This is a genomic window from Streptomyces sp. NPDC007157 (assembly GCF_040634235.1).
GTDB lineage: Bacteria > Actinomycetota > Actinomycetes > Streptomycetales > Streptomycetaceae > Streptomyces.
The window spans coordinates 1-17,236 of sequence record NZ_JBEYFE010000051.1 but is presented as its reverse complement, the minus strand read 5'-3'; the positions used below and the strand labels follow the sequence as shown (position 1 = coordinate 17,236).

The following is a 17,236-nucleotide window of genomic DNA, read 5'->3' as shown; positions in this document are numbered from 1 at the left end:
TACAAACGCACATGCCAGGCTCAAGTCACAAGTGTGCAGCTCATGCGATGTGACAGAAGACTTACGCCTGGCAAGTGCGGCAGTATCATCGCGTGGCGGCCGATAGACAGGTCGCGACAGGGCGCGACAGCTTTTTCATCTGGATTCAGAGGAGTTCACTCGTGATGACCCGTTCCGCGCGCCGGACCCGGCGGACGCTCCAGGTGGCCGGTGCCTCGGTCGCGGCCCTGCTGGCCCTGAGCGCCTGCTCCTCCTCGGACGACGACTCGTCCGCGACGACGAAGTCGGACACCTCGTCGTCGGCGTCGCCCAAACTGTCGGGCTCGATCACCGTGTTCGCGGCGGCCTCCCTCAAGGAGAGCTTCACGACGCTGAAGGCCGACTTCGAGAAGGCCCACCCGGGGACGAAGGTCGACTTCAGCTTCGGCGGCAGCGACACCCTCGCCGCGCAGATCACCAGCGGGGCCCCCGCCGACGTCTTCGCCGCCGCCAGCCCCAAGACGATGGCGATCGTGACGGACAAGAAGGACACCGCCACCACGCCGGCCACCTTCGTCCGCAACCAGCTGGAGATCGCCACCCTGCCGGGCAACCCCGACAAGGTCGCCTCGCTCAAGGACCTCACCAAGTCCTCGCTGAAGGTGGTCCTCTGCGACAAGACGGTGCCGTGCGGCGCCGCCGCGCAGAAGGCGCTGGACGCCAGCAAGCTCAAGCTGACCCCGGTCTCCTACGAGGAGGACGTGAAGTCCGCCCTCAACAAGGTGGTCCTCAAGGAGGCCGACGCCGCGGTCGTCTACAAGACCGATGTGAAGGCCGCGGGTGACAAGGTGGAGGGCGTGGAGTTCCCCGAGTCCGCCGATGCCATCAACGACTACCCGATCGCCCTGCTGAAGAACGCCCCGAACCCGACGGTGGCCAAGGCGTTCATCGCGCTGGTGCAGTCCGCCGAGGGCCAGCAGGTCCTGAACCAGGCCGGATTCCTCAAGCCGTGACGAAGGTCGACGAGCCGGACGCCGGGGCCGTCGCCGTCACGGGCGGCCCACGGCGCCGGCGCGTCCGGTCGGCCGTTCCGCTACCGCTCCTCCTCCCCGGAGCGGTAGCCCTGGTCTTCCTCCTCCTGCCCCTGCTCGCGCTCCTCCTGCGCGCCCCCTGGGGCAGCCTCCCGTCGCTGCTGACCAGCACGGAGGTGTGGCAGGCCCTCCAGCTCTCGCTGCTCAGCGCGACCGCGGCGACGGCCGTGAGCCTGGTGCTCGGCGTCCCGCTGGCCTGGCTGCTGGCCCGCACCGAGTTCCCCGGCCGGGGCCTGGTACGAGCGCTGGTGACACTCCCCCTGGTCCTCCCCCCGGTGGTCGGCGGTGTCGCCCTGCTCCTCGCCCTGGGCCGCAACGGGGTCGTCGGGCAGTGGCTGGACTCCTGGTTCGGGATCACGCTCCCGTTCACGACGACCGCGGTGGTGATCGCCGAGTCCTTCGTGGCCATGCCCTTCCTGGTGATCAGCGTCGAGGGCACGCTGCGCGCCGCCGACCCGCGCTTCGAGGAGGCGGCGACGACCCTGGGCGCCTCCCGCTTCACGGCGTTCCGCAGGGTCACGCTGCCCCTCATCGCCCCGGGCATCGCGGCCGGCTCGGTACTGGCCTGGGCCCGCGCGCTCGGCGAGTTCGGCGCGACGATCACGTTCGCCGGCAACTTCCCGGGCCGCACCCAGACCATGCCGCTCGCGGTCTACCTGGCCCTCCAGAACGACCCCGACGCGGCGATCGCCCTCAGCCTCGTCCTGCTGACCGTCTCGATCGCCGTACTGGCAGGCCTCCGCGACCGCTGGATGACAGCCTCATGACACATCCTCACCCCACCGCGCCCGACGGCCTGGACGCCCGCCTCGTCGTCACCCGCCCCGCCTTCCACCTCGACATCTCCCTCACCGCCGCCCCCGGCGAGGTCGTCGCCCTGCTCGGCCCCAACGGCGCCGGCAAGACCACCGCCCTCCGGGCCCTGGCCGGCCTCACCCCCCTCAGCGCCGGCCATCTCCACCTGGACGGCACGGAGTTGGACCGTACGCCCCCCGAATCCCGCCCGGTGGGTGTCGTCTTCCAGGACTACCTCCTCTTCCCCCACCTCACGGCCCTCGACAACGTCGCCTTCGGCCCCCGCTGCCACGGCGCGACAAAGGCCGAGGCCCGCGCCCAGGCGGCCGCCTGGCTGGACCGCATGGGCCTCGCGGACCACACCGGCGCCAAACCCCGCCGTCTCTCCGGCGGCCAGGCCCAGCGCGTCGCACTGGCCCGCGCCCTGGCCACCCACCCCCGTCTGCTGCTCCTGGACGAGCCCCTCGCCGCCCTCGACGCCCGCACCCGTCTGGACGTGCGTTCCCAACTCCGCCGCCACCTGGCGGAGTTCGAGGCCGTGGCCGTACTGGTCACCCACGACCCGCTGGACGCCATGGTGCTGGCCGACCGTCTGATCGTCATCGAGCAGGGCTCGATCGTCCAGCAGGGCACCCCCACCGACATCGCCCGCCACCCGCGCACCGACTACATCGCCCACCTGGTCGGCCTCAACCTCTACCGCGGTCGGGCCGAGGCCGGAAGCCACCTGGTCAGGCTGGACACCGGCCCCGCCATCGCCACCACGGAGGAGCTCGCCGGCGACGTGTTCGTCGCGTTCCCACCGAGCGCCGTCACCCTCTTCCGGGACCGCCCCACCGGCACCAGCGCCCGCAACCTGTGGCGCTGCGAGGTCGCCGGACTGGAGATCCACGGTGACCGGATCCGCGCCGACCTGACCGGCGAACTCCCCCTCGCCGCCGACCTCACCACGGTCGCCGCCGCCGAACTGGACCTGCACCCGGGCACCCCGGTCTGGGCGGCGGTGAAGGCGACACAGACCCACGCCTACCCGGCGTAGCACCAGACGCGAGAGGCCCCGCCGAAGCGGGGCCTCTGTCACGTCCGTGCTACCGCGGATCAGTCCTCGTACGCGTCCAGCGGCGGGCAGGAGCACACCAGGTTCCGGTCACCGAAGGCCTGGTCGATCCGGCGCACCGGCGGCCAGTACTTGTCGGCGGCGGACACCCCGGCCGGGAAGACGGCCTCCGCACGCGAGTACGCGTGCTCCCACTCCCCGCCGAGCGCGGCGGCCGTGTGCGGGGCACCCCGCAGCGGGTTGTCCTCTGCGGGCCACTCCCCCGCCCCGACCTTGTCGATCTCCGCCCGGATGGCGATCATCGCCTCGCAGAACCGGTCCAGCTCACCGAGGTCCTCGGACTCGGTCGGCTCGATCATCAGCGTGCCGGCCACCGGGAAGGACATCGTCGGCGCGTGGAACCCGTAGTCGATGAGCCGCTTGGCGACGTCGTCGACGCTGACCCCGGTCGCCTTGGTCAGCGCACGCAGGTCGATGATGCACTCGTGCGCGACCAGCCCGCCGGGGCCGGTGTAGAGCACGGGGTAGTGCGGCTCCAGCCGCTTGGCGACGTAGTTGGCGCTGAGCACGGCCACCTGGGTGGCGCGCTTCAGCCCCTCGCCGCCCATCAGGCGGACGTACGCCCACGAGATCGGCAGGATCCCCGCGGAGCCCCACGGCGCGGCCGAGATCGGTCCGACGCCGGTCGCCGGGCCGGCGGCCGGCTGGAGCGGGTGGTTCGGCAGGTACGGCGCGAGGTGAGCCCGGACGGCCACCGGACCGACGCCCGGGCCGCCGCCGCCGTGCGGGATGCAGAAGGTCTTGTGCAGGTTCAAGTGCGAGACGTCGCCGCCGAAGTGACCCGGCTTGGCGACCCCGACCAGGGCGTTGAGGTTGGCGCCGTCGACGTACACCTGGCCGCCGGCCTCGTGGACCTGACCGCAGATGTCCGCGACATGCTCCTCGAACACGCCGTGCGTGGACGGGTACGTGATCATCAGCACGGCGAGCTGGTCGCGGTACTGCTCGATCTTCGCCCGCAGGTCCTCGACGTCGATCTCGCCGTCCTCGGCGGTCTTCACGACGACGACCTTCATCCCGGCCATGACGGCGCTGGCGGCGTTGGTGCCGTGCGCGGAGGAGGGGATCAGGCAGACGGTGCGCTGCTCGTCGCCGTTGGCGCGGTGGTAGGCGCGTACGGCGAGCAGCCCGGCCAGTTCGCCCTGCGACCCGGCGTTGGGCTGGAGCGACACCTTGTCGTAGCCCGTGACCTCGGCGAGCCGCTCCTCCAGCTCACGGATGAGCGTCAGATAGCCCTGCGCCTGCTCGGCGGGCGCGAAGGGGTGCAGCTGGCCGAACTCGGGCCAGGTGACCGGCTCCATCTCGGTGGTCGCGTTGAGCTTCATGGTGCAGGAGCCCAGCGGGATCATGCCCCGGTCCAGCGCGTAGTCACGGTCGGCGAGCCGGCGCAGGTAGCGCAGCATCGCGGTCTCGGACCGGTGGTCGTGGAAGACGGGGTGGCCCAGGTAGCCGTCCTCGCGCAGCAGCGCCTCGGGCAGCGTGTCCGCGGCGACCGCGTCCAGCGCCTCGACGTCGCCCTCGACCCCGAACGCCGTCCACACGGCACCCAGCTGGGCCCGCGTGGTGGTCTCGTCGCAGGCCATGGAGACGTGGTCGGTGTCCACGAGCCGCAGGTTGACACCGCCCTGCCGGGCGGCCGCGACGACCTCGGCGGCCTTGCCGGGCACCCGCGCGGTGAGGGTGTCGAAGTAGGCGCCGTGCACGACCTCGACCCCGCCGGCCGTGAGCCCCGCAGCCAGGATCGTGGCGTAGCGGTGGGTCCGCTGGGCGATGGCCCGCAGGCCCTCGGGCCCGTGGTAGACGGCGTACATGCCGGCCATCACGGCGAGCAGCACCTGAGCGGTGCAGATGTTGCTGGTGGCCTTCTCCCGGCGGATGTGCTGTTCACGCGTCTGCAGCGCGAGCCGGTAGGCCTTGTGCCCGTCGGCGTCCACGGACACGCCCACGAGCCGGCCGGGCAGGCTGCGCGCGAACTTCTCCCGCACCGCCATGTAGCCCGCGTGCGGCCCGCCGAAGCCCATCGGCACACCGAACCGCTGGGTCGTACCGACGGCGATGTCGGCGCCCAGCTCGCCCGGCGAGGTCAGCAGGGTCAGCGCGAGCAGGTCGGCGGCGACGGTGACCAGCGCGCCCAGCTCGTGCGCCTGCTCGACGAGCGGCTTGATGTCGCGTACGGCACCGGAGGCGCCGGGGTACTGGACGAGCACGCCGTTGATCTCACGCGCGGCGAGGTCCGCCGGAATCCCGTCGCTCAGGTCCGCGACGACGACCTCGACCCCGGTCGGTTCGGCCCGCGTCCGGATCACGGCGACGGTCTGCGGCAGGGCGTCCGCGTCGATGACGAAGACGCCCTTCTTGTTCTTGCCCATGCGCAGCGACAGGGACATGGCCTCGGCGGCGGCCGTGCCCTCGTCGAGCAGCGAGGCGCCGGAGGTGGGCAGTCCGGTGAGGTCGGCGACCACGGTCTGGAAGTTCAGCAACGCTTCCAGCCGTCCCTGTGAGATCTCCGGCTGGTACGGCGTGTAGGCCGTGTACCAGGCGGGGTTCTCCATCACGTTGCGCAGGATGACGGGCGGCGTGAAGGTGCCGTAGTAGCCCAGCCCGATCATCGAGTCGAGCACCTGGTTGCGGTCGGCCAGCGACCGCAGCTCGGCCAGCACCTCGGCCTCGGTGCGCGCGCCGGGCAGTTCCAGGGCGTCGGCGTTCTTGATGACATCCGGCACGGCGGCGGCGGTCAGCTCGTCGAGCGAGCCGTACCCGACCTGGGCGAGCATCTTGGCCCGGGCCTCGTGGTCGGGGCCGATATGGCGCTGCTCGAAGGGGATTCCCTGCTCTAGCTCTGAGAGCGGAACACGCTGGGCGGTCATTGCGGAGGCCTCCTGGTCTGACGCGACCTTCGAGGGGTACCCCGGCACGGGCACCCCGACGGCCTCCCCCTCTGTCATCTCAACCTGAGAGTTTCGCCGGACGCCCAGGGGATCCGGCTTTCACCGTCGGTGAGAGCGGACGCCATCGACGCCCGCCCTGCTTTCCAGAGTGACCTCGTCCGTGCGGTACGTGAGCCTGAGAGATTCCGGGGAGGATTTGCTCCTTCGGCGCCTCCGGTCTGTCCGGAGGACTCTCCCGCACGGGGTCAGCAGCCGCTTGCCAGCCTACCAGCGAGGGCAACGCACGGGTCTTCGAGTGGCCGCCTCGTTCAATGTGCTCTTTTGTAGTGCTTACGGATGAGTTGCGACCAAGTGGAGGGCCCGTGCAGACCGACATCGATCCGCGCAACCTGATCGGCCGCAAGGCGTTCGACCGCAACGGCACGAAGATCGGCACGATCGACGAGGTCTACCTCGACGACGCGACCGGGGTGCCGGAGTGGGCGGCCATACGCACCGGCCTGTTCTCCCGGGACGCGTTCGTGCCCCTGGAGCCGAGTGAGCTGGTCGAGGGCACCCTCCAGGTCCCCTTCGAGCGCACCCTGATCAAGGACGCCCCTGACTTCGGAGTGGGCCGCCATCTCTCCCCTGAGCAGGAACTCCAGCTCTACCACCACTACGGCCTGGACACGACCGCCCCACCCCCCGACCGCCCGGACCACCACTTCGGGAAACTGGCGGGAACCGAGGACACGGGGGCGTAAGACCGACGCCGGGTCCGCCCACGCTCAGCTGCGGGCCGGTGGGGGTTGCTCGCGCCCCGCGGCGGAGCCGCGGATCGGTACAGCCCCGCGCCCCCGACAGGGACACGTCCCAGCTGCGGGCAGTCGTGCCGCCGGGGCGGCACGGGTGGGCGCTGGGGGTAGCCCCTCCGGGAAGGCACCCGGCGAGCGCCGGCAAGCGAAACCCCGCCCAGCCCCCACGCCGGATCACGCACCCACCCCGTCCACCGGAGCCCCCGACACCAACGGCAACGGATCCACCGGCTCCAGCTCAGGGTCGTCCACCCGAAACGTCCGCACCCGCCCCGGCTCCACCGCCCCCGGAGTCTCGAACCGCACCGTCACCCTCCCCAGCCCACTCCCCTGCACCCATCCGTGTCCGTACTCGGCATGCCGGACGTCATGTCCCGCGGGCCATCTCCGCTCGGCGGCCACCACCACCTGCTCGGCGACCGGCTCGGCCGCGTCCTCCTCCGCCAGGACCTCCGCCGCCTCCCCCGCCGCCTGCGCGAACAGATCCTCCTGGGTGTAGTCGGCGAGCCCCGACACGCCCACGCCCAGCAACCGCACACCCCCCGTCGTGTCCACCGAGTCCAGCAGCCGCGCGGCCGCCTCCCGGACCACCGCCGGGTCGTCGGTCGGCCCCCGGAGCGTCTCCGACCGGGTGAGCGTCGAGAAGTCGTACCGCCGTACCTTCAGCACGATGGTCCGCCCCGACAGCCCGGCCCCCCGCAGCCTGCGCACGCACCGGTCGGCCAGCCGCTGCACCTCCATCCCCACCCGTGTCCGGTCATGGATGTCCACGTCATAGGTGTCCTCGACGGACACCGACTTGGCCTCCCGCTCGGCGACCACGGGCCGTTCGTCGTGCGCCAGCGCCATCGCGTACAGCGCGTGCCCGTGGGCCTTGCCGAGCAGCCGTACCAGCTCGTCCTCGCCCGCCTCGGCGATCTCGTCGACCGTGGTGATCCCGGCCCGCCGCAGATGGTCCCCGGTCGCCGGCCCCACGCCCGGCAGGGTCCGCACCGGCATAGGCGCGAGCATCGCCCGCTCCGTGCCCGGCTCGATCAGCACCAGCCCGTCCGGTTTGGCCTGCTCGGAGGCGATCTTCGCGAGCATCTTGCAGGCGGCGAGCCCGACCGACCCGGAGAGCCCCGTGGCGTTCCGTATGTCCGCGCGCAGCTTCTCCCCCACCAGCCGCGCCGACCCGCCGTCCCAGGCCACCCCACCCGCCTCCAGGTCCACGAACGCCTCGTCCAGGCTCAGCGGCTCCACCAGCGGCGACAGCTCGTGCAGCAGCGCCATCACCTGCTCGCTGATCGACCGGTACAGCCCGAAGCGCGGCACGAGATACGCGGCGTTCGGCGCCAGCCTGCGCGCCTGTGCCATCGGCATCGCGGAATGCACCCCGAACACCCTGGCCTCGTACGACGCGGTGGCCACCACACCGCGCGGTCCGAGCCCGCCCACGACCACGGCCTTCCCGCGCAGACTCGGCTTGGATGCCTGCTCCACCGAGGCGTAGAAGGCATCCATGTCGAGATGCAGGATCGTGGGCGCGTTTCTCACATCTCCGATGCTGCACCACACCACTGACAATGCCCCGGCACGCAACCGTGCCGGGGCATCACAGAGGGCTCAAGAGATTCGGGGGAGGTCGGGCCGGGACCTCAGACCGCCTTGTTGCGGCGTCGGGCCAGCTCGTCGGCGGGGTTGGGCCCGATCAGGGTCTCCCCGGTGTCGACGCGCTCGCCGTGCAGCTGGGAGAGCGCGCTCTCCACGTCCCGCCAGACCACGCCGACCGCGATCCCGAAGATGCCCTGACCGCCCTGGAGCAGCGCGTGCACCTCGTCGGGCGAGGTGCACTCGTAGACCGTGGCGCCGTCGCTCATGAGGGTCATGCGCTCCAGGTCGCGGAAACCGCGTTCCCTCAGGTGCTGGACGGCGGTGCGGATGTTCTGGAGGGAGACCCCGGTGTCCAGGAACCGCTTGACGATCTTCAGGACGACGACGTCCCGGAAGCTGTACAGGCGCTGGGTACCCGACCCGTAGGCGGGCCGCACGCTGGGCTCGACCAGGCCGGTGCGGGCCCAGTAGTCGAGTTGCCGGTAGGTGATGCCTGCCGCCGCACAGGCCGTGGGCCCCCGGTAGCCGATCTCCTCGGTCGTCATGGATGCCGCCCCTCCGCCGCTCGGCACTGCCGTCGGCCGCTGCGGAGCGTGACCGGCAGTGCTGCCGTGCTGGGGGTCCCCCCAACTCGAACGAAGTTGAGAGCTTGAGGGAGGGTACGGACCGCTCTCCCCGAGACCGCGTCCCGGGGCACCCCCAGCCATACCGTCGCCGCTGCTTCTCACGCCGACCTCCGTCCTTGACCTGCCTTCTCGACGGTAGGCAGTCACCAGGGGTGCGTCAACGATCGCCACACTCGGCACGCCGAGTGATAATCACCCCAGGAGTGGTTTCCCGTGCCCCACCGCGGGGAAAGGCTAGCCGAATGCTCTGGCGGGAAGCCGTAGGACGCTCTCAATGGCCGCTGGCAATTGCCCATGAGTTTCGACCGTGACCAGCAGTGAACCGGCCCGTCACCGCCCTCTGGTGGGCGAGTGACGGGCCGCTCAGGTCTCTCACTGACTGCTGGTGCCGAAGTCCTCGGGCGAGATCTGGTCGAGGAACTCGCGGAACTTCTCCACCTCGTCCTCCTGCTCGTCCGGGATCGCGATGCCCGCGTCGTCCAGCACCGTGTCGCTCCCGTAGATCGGCGTTCCGGTGCGCAGCGCCAGCGCTATGGCGTCGGACGGACGGGCGCTCACCTCGACGCCGCTGGCGAACACCAGCTCCGCGTAGAAGACACCCTCACGCAGATCCGTGATGCGTACTTCGGTGAGCTCCTGACCGACGGCCTCCAGCACGTCCTTGAACAGGTCGTGGGTCAGCGGTCGCGCGGGGGCCATGCCCTGCTGGGCGAACGCGATCGCCGTCGCCTCCCCCGGCCCGATCCAGATGGGGAGGTAACGGTCGCCTCCCACTTCGCGCAGGAGCACGATCGGTTGGTTGGAGGGCATTTCCACCCGGACACCTACGACATCGAGCTCGTTCACACAGCAACCCTAGGCCGTGCCCGGGACGTTTGGGTAGTCGGGCCCAGAACGCGCGCCCGATCCGGCCTCCGCCCGGCTCCTGTCACGATGGTCACGGCAGCCGCACCCCGAGCGCGGTCTGCACCAGTGCGGCATGCAGCTTCACCGTGAGCGCCGCCAGCTCCTTCGTACGCGCCTCGGCATGGGCCCTGGTCTGCGGGTTGCGGTGCCGCTTGAGCGGGGCCACCACCTGGTCCACCAGGCCCGCCTCACGGTCGGCGGCGGCCTTCATCACCCGCAGATGGCGCGGCTCGATCCCGAACCTGCCCAGCTCGGTCACGAGCGCGGCCACGGTGACCGCCTCGGCGTCGTACACACCGTCCTCCAGGGGAGCGAGCAGCCCGTACGACTCCCACTCCGCCAGGCAGTTCTCGTCGATCTCGGCGGCGGCGAGCAACTCGTCCCGGCCGATCCGCGCCACCGTGGGAGCCTCGGGCATCATCGGCACCGCCTCGCCGTCCCGCTGCCGCCCCAGCACCGGCAGCTGTACGGCCTCGCCGCGCTCCATGGCGTCCAGGTACTCCCGGATGACCTTCAGCGGCAGGTAGTGGTCCCGCTGCATCCTCAGGACGTGGCCGAGACGCTCCACGTCCCCGGCGCTGAACTTGCGGTACCCGGACGGGGTCCGGCGGGGCTCGATGAGCCCCTCCGACTCCAGGAAGCGGATCTTGGAGATGGTGACTTCGGGGAACTCGTCGCGCAGCACGTTCAGCACCGTGCCGATACTCATCAGCCCGGTTTCCGTGGCGGCGGTGCCGTGACCGGTACCGCCGCTCGGTGTGTGCAGCATGGACCTTCTTCCCTGGGGTCCCCGGACGAGGTCCGGAGGGTCAGATGCCCTGCCGGCTCGCGTAGAAGACCAGCCGGTACTTGCCGATCTGGACCTCGTCACCGTTCGACAGAGCCACCTGGTCGATGCGCTCCCGGTTGACGTACGTGCCGTTGAGGCTGCCCACGTCGGCCACGGTGAACGAGCCGTCCGGCTGACGGCGGAACTCCACATGGCGGCGCGAGACCGTGACGTCGTCCAGGAAGATGTCGCTCTGCGGATGACGGCCGGCCGTGGTCAGGTCGCTGTCCAGCAGGAAGCGGCTGCCCGAGTTCGGACCGCGGCGCACGACCAGCAGCGCGGAACCCAGCGGCAGCGCGTCGACCGCCGCCTGCGCCTCGGGCGAGAGCGCCGGCACCTGGGTCTGGCCGGTGACCTCGGCGTCGTACGCCTCCAGGCCGGAGATCGAGATCGTGGACGTCGTCTCCGCCGCCCGCTCGGGAACTGCGCCCGCGCGCAGCGGGGCACCGCAGTTGGAACAGAAGCGGGCGTTCTCCGCGTTGCGGTTACCGCACCTCGTACAAACCAGGGCCGACATGGACGGATCCTCCTGCCGCGGCTGCCCCTCCGGGGCGTTGGACGCGTACGGGCCGGAGGTGAACCCTCCACCCGCACCTGAGGTTGACGGTTGCCCGAAACCTATGCCGCTGGACTGCGACGGGTCAACTGACGGCGCGCCCTGACCTCCCGAAATGTCACCCCCCGGACCAGCCACCTGGTCCCGGAACAGCGGGCGCTGACCGTCCGCGTCGGGCTGTGCGCGATGGCGAGCGGTCGCGTTGTCGCTGCCCTCTCGCGCGCTCTTGCCGAACAACTTCGAAAACAACTTCACGGGCGATTCCCCTTGACCGAAACAGACCCGCCCGTGGGGCAGGACGAACCCTGACTGAATAAACCGGCCGACCCGGACAACCACACAACGTCCGTATCCACCAGACAGTTTCCACCACGCACCGGTTCCCCGGTGCGCCGACCCCCCGCATCCTCATGCCCTAGCCGGACGTCCCGCATGCACCGCCGGTTCACTGTGAGGACGACCGAGCGTAGTCAGGCTGCTTCGCCGGTCGCAAGGCATCCACGACGATCTTGGTCGATCGTTCGACGGTCACAGTCGCCTGTTCCTTCTCCAGGGTCTGCACCACGCCTCCGGGGATGTTGAGAGCCGGTTCGAGGTCCTGCGGCTTGCCGATCACCTTGAAAACGTAGGGCTGGGTGATCTTGTTCCCGTCGACGCTCACACTCTTCCCGGAGTCGGTGAGGTAGGTGCCGGAGATCACTCGCACCCCGTTGACCTGGATCGCCTCCGCGCCGGCCGCGCGCAGCTCCTGGATCGCGTCGAGCAGCATGTCCGCCTGTACCGTCCCCTTCGGGTCGTCGACCGTCATCGTGATGCCAGGACCCTGCGCCGCCACGGTGCCCGCCAGAATGCCGAGTTGCCTCTCCTTCTCGGCCGTCTGCCTGCGTGCCTCCGCCGCCTGGTCGGAGCTGCTCTGCAACTCCTGGCGCTGCTTCTCGAGTCCTGTCTTCTCGTCCTCAAGACGCTGAGTACGGTCGTCCAGTTCATCGAGGATGCGAACAAGATCCTCCTGGCGGGCCCCGCGCAACGCGCTGTCACTGTCGCTGTTCGACGCCACCTGCACGGCGAGCCCGAATCCGAGCCCGAACAGCAGCACCGCGACGATCAGTTGGGCCCGGCTCGCCCGCGGCGGCCACAGCCCCTGGACCAGCCGCCGGCGGCCGCCCAGCCCGCCCTCCGGCTTCGGCTCGTCGGCGGATCCGGCCTCCGGCGCCGCGGCGGGCACCTCGGCGGGCAGTTCTCTGCGCAACCGGTGCTCCGGCTCCTTCTCGTGCTCGCTCATGCCGCTCACGCCCGGAAGACATGCCGGCGGATCGCCGCGGCGTTGGAGAAGATACGGATACCGAGGACCACGACGACACCCGTGGACAGCTGCGAGCCCACACCCAACTTGTCACCCAGGAAAACGATCAGCGCGGCCACCACCACGTTGGACAGGAACGACACCACGAAGACCTTGTCGTCGAAGATCCCGTCGAGCATGGCCCGCAGACCGCCGAAGACGGCGTCGAGCGCCGCGACGACGGCGATCGGCAGATACGGCTCGACGACCGCCGGAACCTCCGGACGGACCAACAGTCCGGCCACGACGCCCACGACGAGGCCAAGTACGGCGATCACGATGTGCCCTTCTCAGTCTTCTCGGTGTACGGCTGGGCCGTACGTACGATCACGCTGGGTGCGGCGGGCAGCCGGACGTCACTCTCCGTGGAGATCGTCGCCCGGATGTCGAAGTTCTCCTCCAGGGCATGCAGATACAGCCCGTCGGGGCTGTCCTGGAACCTGGAGCTGAGCCTCTCCCCGTCCCCCACCGCCAGCACCGTGTACGGCGGTACCAGCGGCCTGTTGTCGACCAGTATCGCGTCTCCGGCGGCCCTGATCGCGGACAGGGCGGTCAGCCGCTGCCCGTTGATAGAGATCGCCTCGGCGCCCGAGCCCCACAGCCCGTTCACGACGCGCTGCATGTCGTGGTCCCGCACCCGGCCGGTGTCGGAGAACCCGGAGGTCTCCCGCGGATTGCCGGCGTCGCCGCCCGAGGAGGCCTCCTTGGCGTCGTTCACGACCAGCTTCACACCGGGGCCGTGCACCGCGGTGGCACCCGACAGGATGCCCACCAGGTCCGCCTGCCCGCTGCCGCCGCTCTCCTTCAGCGCCGCACGCTGGCGGGCGCTGACGTCGTCGCGCAGCTTGTCGACACCGCTCTCCAGCTTGTCGGCGGACGCCGTCTCACGGTCGATACGGTCGATGAGCTCCTGGCGCTCCTTGGCCACGACCGGGGCCGTCACACGCGCCTGCGCCGCGCCCACGGTCACCACCAGGGCCGCGAGCACCAGACCGCCGGCGAGGCCCAGCCTGGCCCGGAGGGTCTTCGGCATGCCGCCGGCCTCCCCCTGCGCCCGCTTACGGGCCGCCGCCTCGGCGTACCCGTCGTCGAGGCTGTGGTCCATGACGTTGGTGATCAACGACATGGAGGCGTCCGGACGCTGCGGCCGGGTGGCGCTGCTCCGAACGGGGGGTTGCTGCGGCATGCCGCACATCGTCGCACGTTGCGGCCGGTACCTCCGAATGGCCCCACCGGCGTGCCGGACAGGCCCCCTCGGGGACACTTGTCCGGCACGCGCGCGTGCGGTGTCTCTACCGTCCGGCGCTGTCCACGATCGCCGACCATTCGTCCAACAGGGCCTGCGCGGAAGCGTCGTCGGGACCCTCGGCCCACAGATGGGTGACCGCCTCGGCCGGGTCGGGCAGCACCATCACCCAGCGCCCGTCGGTCTCCACCACCCGCACCCCGTCGGTCGTGTCCACGAAACGATCACCGGCCGCCTCGACGACACGCCGCATGACCAGTCCCTTGACAGCCCACGGAGTCGCCAGGTCCCGCTTGAGGACATGCGCCCGCGGGATCCGGGCGTCGATCTGGCTGAGCGTGAGCTGCGTGCGCGCCACCAGGCCGATCAGTCGCACGAAGGCCGCCGTGCCGTCGTAGACGCTGCTGAACTCGGGGACGATGAATCCGCCCTTGCCGTCACCACCGAAGATGGTGCCTTCCTCACGCCCCACGCGGGTGAGGTCGTCGGGCGAGGTGGTCGTCCACTCGACCTGGGTGCCGTGGTACGCGGCCACCTGCTCGGCGATCCGGGTCGTGGTGACCGGAAGCGCCACACGGCCGCTGCGCCGCTCGGCGGCGACCAGGTCGAGCATCACCAGCAGCGCCCGGTCGTCCTCGATGATGCGGCCCTTCTCGTCCACCAGGGACAGCCGCTCACCCACCGGGTCGAACCGCACACCGAACGCGGCCCCGGAGGACGCCACGATCTCGCCGAGGCGCACCAGCCCCGACCGACGCTGATCCGCCGTCTCCGTGGGCCTGGCCTCGTTGAGACCGGGGTTGACGGTCAGCGAGTCCACGCCGAGCTTCCCGAGCAGGCTGGGCAGAACGAGCCCGGCGCTGCCGTTGGAGGCGTCCACGACGACCTTCAGTCCGGCCTCGGCGACCCCGGTCGTGTCGACGTTCCGCAGCAACGAACCCGTGTACGAGTCGAAGACGCTGGCCGGGAAGTACAGGTCGCCGATCTCACCGGGGAACGCCCGCCGGTACTCCTGCCGCGCGAAGATCCGGTCCAGCTTGCGCTGGCTGGCCTGCGAGAGGTCCGCGCCCTGCCCGTCGAAGAACATGATGTCGACGGAGTCGGGCACCCCGGGCGAGGTCCGGATCATGATGCCGCCGGCGCTGCCCCGCGCGGTCTGCTGCCGTGCCACCGGCAGGGGCACGTTCTCCAGGTCGCGTACGTCGATGGCGCTGGCCTGGAGGGCCGAGATGACCGCCCGCTTGAGAGCACGGGCACCCCGGGAGTGGTCACGGGCCGTGGTGACCGTGGAGCCCTTCTTCAGCGTGGTCGCGTACGCGCCGGCGAGCCGTACCGCCAGCTCCGGCGTGATCTCCACGTTCAGGATTCCGGAGACACCACGGGCGCCGAAGAGATGCGCCTGTCCGCGGGACTCCCAGATCACGGACGTGTTGACGAACGCGCCGGCCTCGATGGTCTTGAACGGATAGACCCGGACGTTGCCCTGCACGATCGATTCTTCACCGATCAGGCACTCGTCACCGATGACCGCTCCGTCCTCGATCCGGGCGGCCCGCATGATGTCGGTGTTCTTCCCGACGACGCAGCCCCGCAGATTGCTGTGCTGCCCGACGTACACGTTGTCGTGGACCACGGCCCGGTGCAGGAAGGCACCGCTCTTCACGACGACGTTGGATCCCACGACGGTGTGCTCGCGGATTTCCGTGCCGGCCTCGACCTTGGCGTAGTCACCGATGTACAGCGGTCCGCGCAGCACCGCATCGGGGTGTACCTCGGCGCCCTCGGCCACCCAGACGCCCGGCGATATCTCGAAGCCGTCGATGTCGACGTCGACCTTGCCCTCCAGGACGTCGGCCTGCGCCTTGACGTACGACTCGTGGGTACCGACGTCCTCCCAGTAGCCCTCGGCGATATAGCCGTAGATCGGCTTGCCTTCCTTCATCAGCTGCGGGAAGACATCGCCGGACCAGTCGACCGGAACGTCGGCCTCGACATAGTCGAATACCTCGGGCTCCATGACATAGATGCCCGTGTTCACCGTGTCGGAGAAGACCTGCCCCCAGGTCGGCTTCTCAAGGAACCGCTCGACCTTCCCCTCTTCGTCGACGATGGTGATGCCGAATTCCAGCGGATTGGGCACGCGGGTCAGGCAGACCGTGACCAGCGCACCCTTTGCCTTGTGGAAGTTGATGAGTTCGGTGAGGTCGAAGTCGGTCAGCGCATCGCCGGAGATGACGAGGAAAGCATCGTCCTTCAACGCCTCTTCGGCGTTCTTGACGCTTCCGGCGGTACCGAGTGGCTTCTCCTCATTGGCATAGGTGAGCTCCATACCGAGCTCCTCGCCGTCCCCGAAGTAGTTCTTGACCAGTGATGCCAGGAACTGCACAGTGACGACGGTCTCGGTGAGCCCATGCCTTTTGAGCAGCCGCAGCACATGCTCCATGATCGGGCGGTTCACCACCGGAAGGAGCGGCTTGGGCATGCTAGAGGTCATGGGGCGAAGGCGTGTGCCTTCACCACCGGCCATCACGACGGCCTTCATGTCGGAAGCGTCCTCCTCTAAAAGATGACGGTCTAGCCGACTTCACCCGTCCAGATTGTCCCGCACTTTTTCGCCGCGGGCCATCGAGAGCCACTACGTCCGGACAATCGCCGAGCTCAATCGGCTGTGGCGTCCGCACGAACCAGACGACGGACCTGCACCACGTAGAGCACTCCTGCCCACCAATAGAGCGTTGTACCCCATCCTGCGAACGCCCATCCGAAAACTGCAGCGAGTGACGAGATCCAGCCGCTTCCGTCACTGAGCAGCAGGAGCGGGAACGCGTACATCAGATTGAACGTGGCGGCCTTGCCAAGGAAGTTCACCTGCGGCGGCGGATAGCCGTGCCGGCGCAGGATCCCCACCATCACCAGCAGCACCAGTTCGCGCAGCAGTAGTACGGCGGTCAACCAGAGCGGCAGGATCTCGCGCCAGGTGAGTCCGACCAACGTCGACAGGATGTAGAGCCGGTCCGCGGCGGGGTCCAGAAGCCGGCCGAGGCTGCTGATCTGGTTCCAGCGCCGGGCCAGCTTGCCGTCCAGATAGTCACTGATGCCGCTGAAAGCGAGCACCAGCAGCGCCCAGCCGTCGCTCTTGGGCCCGCCGAACTCGGGCCTGAGGATCAACCACAGGAAGACGGGTACACCGACGAGACGCGCCATGCTGAGGATGTTCGGGATGGTGAGGACCCGATCCGTCTGGACGCGGGTCTCCTGGACCTCCACCCGGGGGCCTCCTGTGATGGGAAACGAGCCAACTTTGCCCCCTGACCCTACCCCAACACAAAAAAGCTCTGGCTCTCGGGCTTGATGCCCAAGAGCCAGAGCTCTAAAAGGAGTTCGGCGGTGTCCTACTCTCCCACAGGGTCCCCCCTGCAGTACCATCGGCGCTGTAAGGCTTAGCTTCCGGGTTCGGAATGTAACCGGGCGTTT

The 17,236-nt window shown here is 69.7% G+C and carries 15 protein-coding genes, 1 rRNA gene and 1 riboswitch; of the genes, 4 read left to right on the top strand and 12 right to left on the bottom strand.

Annotation, left to right across the window (positions count from 1 at the left end):
• The first annotated feature begins 164 nt into the window (after nucleotides 1–164).
• Genes modA through ABZ642_RS45240 form a run of 3 tightly spaced genes read left to right on the top strand, consistent with a single transcriptional unit; the run spans nucleotide 165 to nucleotide 2,904 of the window.
• Nucleotides 165–992: a molybdate ABC transporter substrate-binding protein gene (gene modA / locus ABZ642_RS45250; protein WP_360497228.1), complete on the top strand. Its 828-nt coding sequence runs from the start codon at nucleotides 165–167 to the stop codon at nucleotides 990–992.
• The gene (gene modB / locus ABZ642_RS45245) at nucleotides 989–1,837 is read left to right on the top strand and encodes a molybdate ABC transporter permease subunit (protein ID WP_360497225.1); all 849 of its coding nucleotides are present in this window, start codon (nucleotides 989–991) and stop codon (nucleotides 1,835–1,837) included. The genes modA and modB overlap by 4 nt, the downstream gene beginning before the upstream one ends.
• Nucleotides 1,834–2,904, top strand: coding sequence for an ABC transporter ATP-binding protein (locus tag ABZ642_RS45240; protein ID WP_360497223.1), 1,071 nt, complete (start codon nucleotides 1,834–1,836; stop codon nucleotides 2,902–2,904). The genes modB and ABZ642_RS45240 overlap by 4 nt, the downstream gene beginning before the upstream one ends.
• Nucleotides 2,905–2,963: 59 nt before the next feature.
• Here the strand turns inward: ABZ642_RS45240 and gcvP are convergent, their stop codons facing one another.
• Nucleotides 2,964–5,849 (bottom strand): aminomethyl-transferring glycine dehydrogenase, encoded by a 2,886-nt coding sequence (gene gcvP, locus ABZ642_RS45235; RefSeq protein ID WP_360497220.1) that lies wholly within the window; start codon nucleotides 5,847–5,849, stop codon nucleotides 2,964–2,966.
• Nucleotides 5,850–6,023: 174 nt separating this feature from the next.
• Nucleotides 6,024–6,118, bottom strand: a riboswitch (glycine riboswitch).
• Nucleotides 6,119–6,232: 114 nt separating this feature from the next.
• Here gcvP and ABZ642_RS45230 point away from each other — a divergent pair.
• Nucleotides 6,233–6,613 (top strand): PRC-barrel domain-containing protein, encoded by a 381-nt coding sequence (locus tag ABZ642_RS45230; RefSeq protein ID WP_360497217.1) that lies wholly within the window; start codon nucleotides 6,233–6,235, stop codon nucleotides 6,611–6,613.
• A gap of 225 nt (nucleotides 6,614–6,838) precedes the next feature.
• Here the strand turns inward: ABZ642_RS45230 and ABZ642_RS45225 are convergent, their stop codons facing one another.
• The 11 genes from ABZ642_RS45225 to rrf form a co-directional block, all read right to left on the bottom strand.
• Nucleotides 6,839–8,200, bottom strand: coding sequence for a DNA polymerase IV (locus ABZ642_RS45225; protein ID WP_360497214.1), 1,362 nt, complete (start codon nucleotides 8,198–8,200; stop codon nucleotides 6,839–6,841).
• A 101-nt stretch (nucleotides 8,201–8,301) separates the two neighbouring features.
• The gene (locus ABZ642_RS45220; protein WP_360497211.1) at nucleotides 8,302–8,985 is read right to left on the bottom strand and encodes a MerR family transcriptional regulator; all 684 of its coding nucleotides are present in this window, start codon (nucleotides 8,983–8,985) and stop codon (nucleotides 8,302–8,304) included.
• Nucleotides 8,986–9,255: 270 nt separating this feature from the next.
• Complete coding sequence (locus ABZ642_RS45215; protein WP_026253112.1) at nucleotides 9,256–9,729, bottom strand: bifunctional nuclease family protein; 474 nt, start codon at nucleotides 9,727–9,729, stop codon at nucleotides 9,256–9,258.
• 91 nt (nucleotides 9,730–9,820) lie between these two features.
• Entirely contained in the window at nucleotides 9,821–10,558 is a 738-nt protein-coding gene (locus ABZ642_RS45210) for a MerR family transcriptional regulator (protein WP_360497208.1), read from the bottom strand.
• A 40-nt stretch (nucleotides 10,559–10,598) separates the two neighbouring features.
• Entirely contained in the window at nucleotides 10,599–11,429 is an 831-nt protein-coding gene (locus tag ABZ642_RS45205; protein ID WP_360497205.1) for an FHA domain-containing protein, read from the bottom strand.
• A gap of 190 nt (nucleotides 11,430–11,619) precedes the next feature.
• The gene (locus ABZ642_RS45200; RefSeq protein WP_360497252.1) at nucleotides 11,620–12,456 is read right to left on the bottom strand and encodes a DUF881 domain-containing protein; all 837 of its coding nucleotides are present in this window, start codon (nucleotides 12,454–12,456) and stop codon (nucleotides 11,620–11,622) included.
• A gap of 5 nt (nucleotides 12,457–12,461) precedes the next feature.
• On the bottom strand, nucleotides 12,462–12,794 hold the full coding sequence (locus ABZ642_RS45195; RefSeq protein ID WP_046727248.1) for a small basic family protein: 333 nt from the start codon (nucleotides 12,792–12,794) through the stop codon (nucleotides 12,462–12,464).
• On the bottom strand, nucleotides 12,791–13,702 hold the full coding sequence (locus ABZ642_RS45190) for a DUF881 domain-containing protein (RefSeq protein WP_360497203.1): 912 nt from the start codon (nucleotides 13,700–13,702) through the stop codon (nucleotides 12,791–12,793). The genes ABZ642_RS45195 and ABZ642_RS45190 overlap by 4 nt, the downstream gene beginning before the upstream one ends.
• A 106-nt stretch (nucleotides 13,703–13,808) precedes the next feature.
• On the bottom strand, nucleotides 13,809–16,304 hold the full coding sequence (locus ABZ642_RS45185; protein ID WP_360497200.1) for a mannose-1-phosphate guanyltransferase: 2,496 nt from the start codon (nucleotides 16,302–16,304) through the stop codon (nucleotides 13,809–13,811).
• Between the two features lie 116 nt (nucleotides 16,305–16,420).
• Nucleotides 16,421–17,029: a CDP-alcohol phosphatidyltransferase family protein gene (locus ABZ642_RS45180; RefSeq protein WP_360497198.1), complete on the bottom strand. Its 609-nt coding sequence runs from the start codon at nucleotides 17,027–17,029 to the stop codon at nucleotides 16,421–16,423.
• A 112-nt stretch (nucleotides 17,030–17,141) separates the two neighbouring features.
• Nucleotides 17,142–17,236, bottom strand: a 5S ribosomal RNA gene (gene rrf / locus ABZ642_RS45175); the annotation flags it as partial.